The organism is Halobacillus sp., from assembly GCF_049282395.1.
Taxonomy (GTDB): domain Bacteria; phylum Bacillota; class Bacilli; order Bacillales; family Halobacillaceae; genus Halobacillus.
On the sequence record NZ_JBAPTY010000174.1, the window covers coordinates 1 to 4,007 of the forward strand.

A 4,007-nucleotide genomic window follows, 5' to 3' on the forward strand; every position below is an offset into this window, starting at 1 on the left:
AGGCATTTTTGGTGGATTTCGAGTTTCTTATTCGGTCAGGTCCGGAGGGGGACGATGTAGACTCCTGCGGGATGAACATGATCGGTGAGATCCCGCAGGGCTGTTAAGCCCGAGGAAGCTCAGCACAGAAGAGGTTCGACTAAGAACACCACCTCGTGTGGCAACGTCGAACGACCCTGCGTCGTGCAGGGCCGGAAAGCGAAATCGTCCCCCGAAGGACCTTCCGCTCCTCCAATGTCTCGAAACTGAGTCTTACACAAACGGGAGCTTAACTGCAAGATCAATACTGATAGTTAACTGAGCCTTCTTATATAGGAAATATCTTAATCACTCAAATGTCTAAGGTTCACATCCAAACCTTCAATCGGGTATAATGGAGAAGAGACTAAAAAGGGAGAACGGTTATATGAGCTATCAGGCTTTGTATCGTGTCTGGCGCCCGAAAAACTTCGAAGATGTAGTTGGACAAACTCATATTACACGCACATTGCAAAATGCCATTGAGCAGGATAAGTTTTCTCATGCTTATTTATTCTCAGGGCCCCGTGGTACAGGAAAGACCAGTGCTGCGAAAATTTTTGCTAAAGCGGTTAACTGCGAACGTTCCCCTGCCAAGGAACCGTGCAATGAGTGTTCAGCATGTCTAGGCATACAAGATGGATCCATATCCGATGTCATTGAAATTGATGCCGCTTCTAACAACGGAGTGGAACAAATTCGCGAGATCCGGGATAAGGTCAAATATGCCCCCAGTGCGGTAACTTACAAAGTATATATTATTGATGAAGTTCACATGCTTTCTATGGGAGCTTTTAATGCGCTGCTAAAGACATTGGAAGAACCACCTCAGCATGTCATATTTATTTTAGCAACCACGGAACCCCATAAAATTCCTTTAACGATCATATCGCGTTGTCAGCGTTTCGATTTTAAACGGATTTCACAAAAAGCGATGGTTGAACGTATGAAAGGGATAACAGCTTCCGAACAGATCTCAATTGCTGAAGAAGCATTAGAGATCGTAGCTCTTACAGCGGAAGGCGGAATGAGGGATGCCTTAAGTCTGCTTGACCAAGCTGTCTCTTATAGTGAAGAAGAAGTAACTATTGAGGATGTGCTTGCCGTTACAGGAGCTGTATCGCAAGTCAGACTGGCAGAGGTCGTTCAGGCGCTTCATGACCATGAAGTAAAAGATGCTTTAGAAGCTGTGGATGATTTGATTCAGCAAGGGAAGGATCCTGGACGCTTCGTTTTTGATTTGATCTACTATTTGAGGGATATACTGCTCTTTCAAAGTGCTCCAGATTTGGCGCATAACTTAGAACGAGCGATACCTGATGATACATTTCGTAAATTATCCGGAGAACTTTCCGCTTACTGGATACAGCAGGCGATCCGAGAACTGAACCAGTGTCAGCAAGAAATGAAATGGACCACAAGTCCAAAAGTATTCATAGAGATCGCTCTACTTAATATGGTGGAAGTAAAGCCGGAATCGGCACCTGCCTCTGCACCTGCCCAGGATTCTGAAAGCGTCAGGGAACTTTCAAAGAAATTGAATGAACTTGAGAAGGAATTAAGTTCACTTAAGCAAAAAGGAGTACAGTCTCAGCAGGAGCAGGCTTCTCAAAAACCAAAGCGCACACCTGCAAAATCCGGCAGGAGAAGTTATAATGTTCCATATGAGCGAATCCGGCAAGTTTTAAATGAAGCATCTAAAGAAGAAATTAAGAAGGTCCAAAGCCGGTGGGCGGACTTTATGGAAGCTTTAAAACAAAGTAACGCTCCAGCTCATGCCACATTACTGAACAGTAAACCAAGAGCTGCATCTTCTAAAGCGCTCGTATTAGCATTCAGGTACGATATTCACTGTTCTTTAGCTCTGGAGCACCAGAAAACGATTGAACCTCTTCTCACAGAATTTACAGGGAAGCCGTTAGCGATCATTCCCATTCCTGAAGCCAACTGGCAGGAAGTCCGGGAAGAATTTGTACAAAAGCAAAAAGCGGCACCAGGTGAAGGAACTGATGAAGGTGTGGAGACAGAAGGAGAATCCTCTCAAGAAGAAGATCCCCTTGTCTCGGAGGCACGGAAGCTTGTTGGTGATGATTTAATAGAAATACAAGACTAAGTTGATTATATTTAAGGAGGAATTGCCATGCGTGGTGGAGGAAACATGAACAATATGATGAAACAAATGCAGAAAATGCAGAAGAAAATGATGAAAGCTCAGGAAGAGCTCTATGAGATGACGTTTGAATCTTCTGCAGGCGGAGGAATGGTTAAAGTAACAGCTAATGGTAAAAAAGAAATTACGGACATTTCTATCAACGAAGAAGTGGTCGATCCTGACGATGTAGAAATGCTTCAGGATTTGATTATTACGGCAACCAACGATGTTATTAAACAAGTGGATGATAAAACCAACGATACAATGGGTGAATTCACGAAAGGTATGCCTGGAGGAATGTTCTAGGAGGAGTATTCATGTATTATCCTGAACCGATATCAAAACTGATCGACAGTTTTACAAAGCTGCCAGGGATCGGCCCTAAGACGGCTGTCCGTCTGGCTTTTTTTGTCTTAGAAATGGAAGAAGATGACGTGCTGGATTTTGCGAAGTCATTAGTAAACGCAAAACGCGAGCTAACCCACTGCTCTATTTGTGGTCATATTACAGACCAGGACCCTTGTTCAATCTGCCAGGATGAATCCAGAGATCAAACCCTTATCTGCGTAGTTCAGGACCCTAAAGATGTCATAGCCATGGAGAAGATGAGAGAATTTGGCGGGAAATACCATGTGCTGCATGGAGCTATTTCTCCTATGGATGGCATTGGACCTGAAGATATTAATGTAGAAAGTCTCATTAATCGGTTAAAAGATGAAGGGGTTGAAGAATTAATTCTCGCTACTAATCCGAATATTGAAGGAGAGGCTACAGCGATGTATATATCTCGATTAGTCAAACCTTCTGGAATACGTATGACAAGAATTGCTCATGGACTTCCGGTAGGAGGAGACTTGGAATATGCAGATGAAGTAACCTTGTCCAAGGCTCTTGAAGGAAGAAGAGAACTGTGATGAAGGTGGTTGCCATGTTTCGTAGAAAAAAAAGAAGAGCTAAAGATATGGACCAGCAGCTTCTCATGAACATTAGGCAATTAAAAAAGGAATGGGAAAACCTGAACAGTATTATCGACCAAAGTATTGAACCAACCGAAGAGGGTTTGAAAGAACTCGCACTTACTAAATCGAAATACTTATATCTTCTTAGGGAGGCTCGCCATCGCGGTCTCAATGCACTTTCTTAACTGTTCTACTCATAACCCCCTGTCCAGACTCATAGATTGTAGGGAGAGTCATAATTGGACAGGGGGTTTTTTATGGATCCGGTGCTCGTTATTCTATTATTAGGGCTGACTATCCCTTTTCTTCTTATTATAGGTTTGCCTTCTGCCCCTATAAAATGGGTGGGGCAGGCAGTAACACGTTTAATTATTGCGGTGATTTTGTTGTTTTTCATTAATTTATTTGGAGCACAGTTTGGATTACACATTCCTATTAACGGTTTTACAGCTATTGCTTCAGCTTTACTAGGAGTTCCGGGGGTAATATCCATAACGGCGATTCATTTATGGATATTATAATATAGGAAGAGTCAGGGAGATTTCCCTGGCTCTTTGCTTGTTTAAAAGGGGGGGTTCAGCCTTTAAAAAATCCAGTTATACTTCTATGAAACTATAAACTTAAAAAAATATGCAAAAAGGTATTGCCAACATTATTTCAGCGTGGTATATTATTACTTGTCGCATTAAGACAGAGCGGCAAGCCGGCAACGGCAAACAAAAAATCATTTAAAAAAGTTGTTGACTTAAATGAGTCACAATGATATGATTATTAAGTCGCTGTTTTGAAGCGGCAAACGAAAACTTTTGATCTTTGAAAACTGAACGAACCAACCAGTACGTCAAGATATTCTTTCATTATAGAAGGAATTCAAACAA

Annotated in this window: 5 protein-coding genes; all 5 read left to right on the forward strand. The window is 42.3% G+C overall.

The annotated features are described in order from the left end of the window. Positions 1 to 406: 406 nt before the first annotated feature. The 5 genes from dnaX to WAM07_RS08055 all read left to right on the forward strand — a co-directional run bounded on the left by dnaX (position 407) and on the right by WAM07_RS08055 (position 3,650). The gene (gene dnaX / locus WAM07_RS08035) at positions 407 to 2,131 is read left to right on the forward strand and encodes a DNA polymerase III subunit gamma/tau (protein ID WP_422165968.1); all 1,725 of its coding nucleotides are present in this window, start codon (positions 407 to 409) and stop codon (positions 2,129 to 2,131) included. Between the two features lie 27 nt (positions 2,132 to 2,158). Continuing rightward, positions 2,159 to 2,476, forward strand: a complete 318-nt coding sequence (locus WAM07_RS08040; RefSeq protein WP_014641333.1) for a YbaB/EbfC family nucleoid-associated protein — start codon at positions 2,159 to 2,161, stop codon at positions 2,474 to 2,476. 11 nt (positions 2,477 to 2,487) lie between these two features. Then, entirely contained in the window at positions 2,488 to 3,084 is a 597-nt protein-coding gene (gene recR / locus WAM07_RS08045; RefSeq protein WP_422165969.1) for a recombination mediator RecR, read from the forward strand. A 14-nt stretch (positions 3,085 to 3,098) separates the two neighbouring features. Next, the gene (locus WAM07_RS08050) at positions 3,099 to 3,314 is read left to right on the forward strand and encodes a YaaL family protein (RefSeq protein WP_422165970.1); all 216 of its coding nucleotides are present in this window, start codon (positions 3,099 to 3,101) and stop codon (positions 3,312 to 3,314) included. Positions 3,315 to 3,386: 72 nt separating this feature from the next. Next, positions 3,387 to 3,650, forward strand: coding sequence for a pro-sigmaK processing inhibitor BofA family protein (locus WAM07_RS08055; RefSeq protein ID WP_014641336.1), 264 nt, complete (start codon positions 3,387 to 3,389; stop codon positions 3,648 to 3,650). Positions 3,651 to 4,007: the final 357 nt, after the last annotated feature.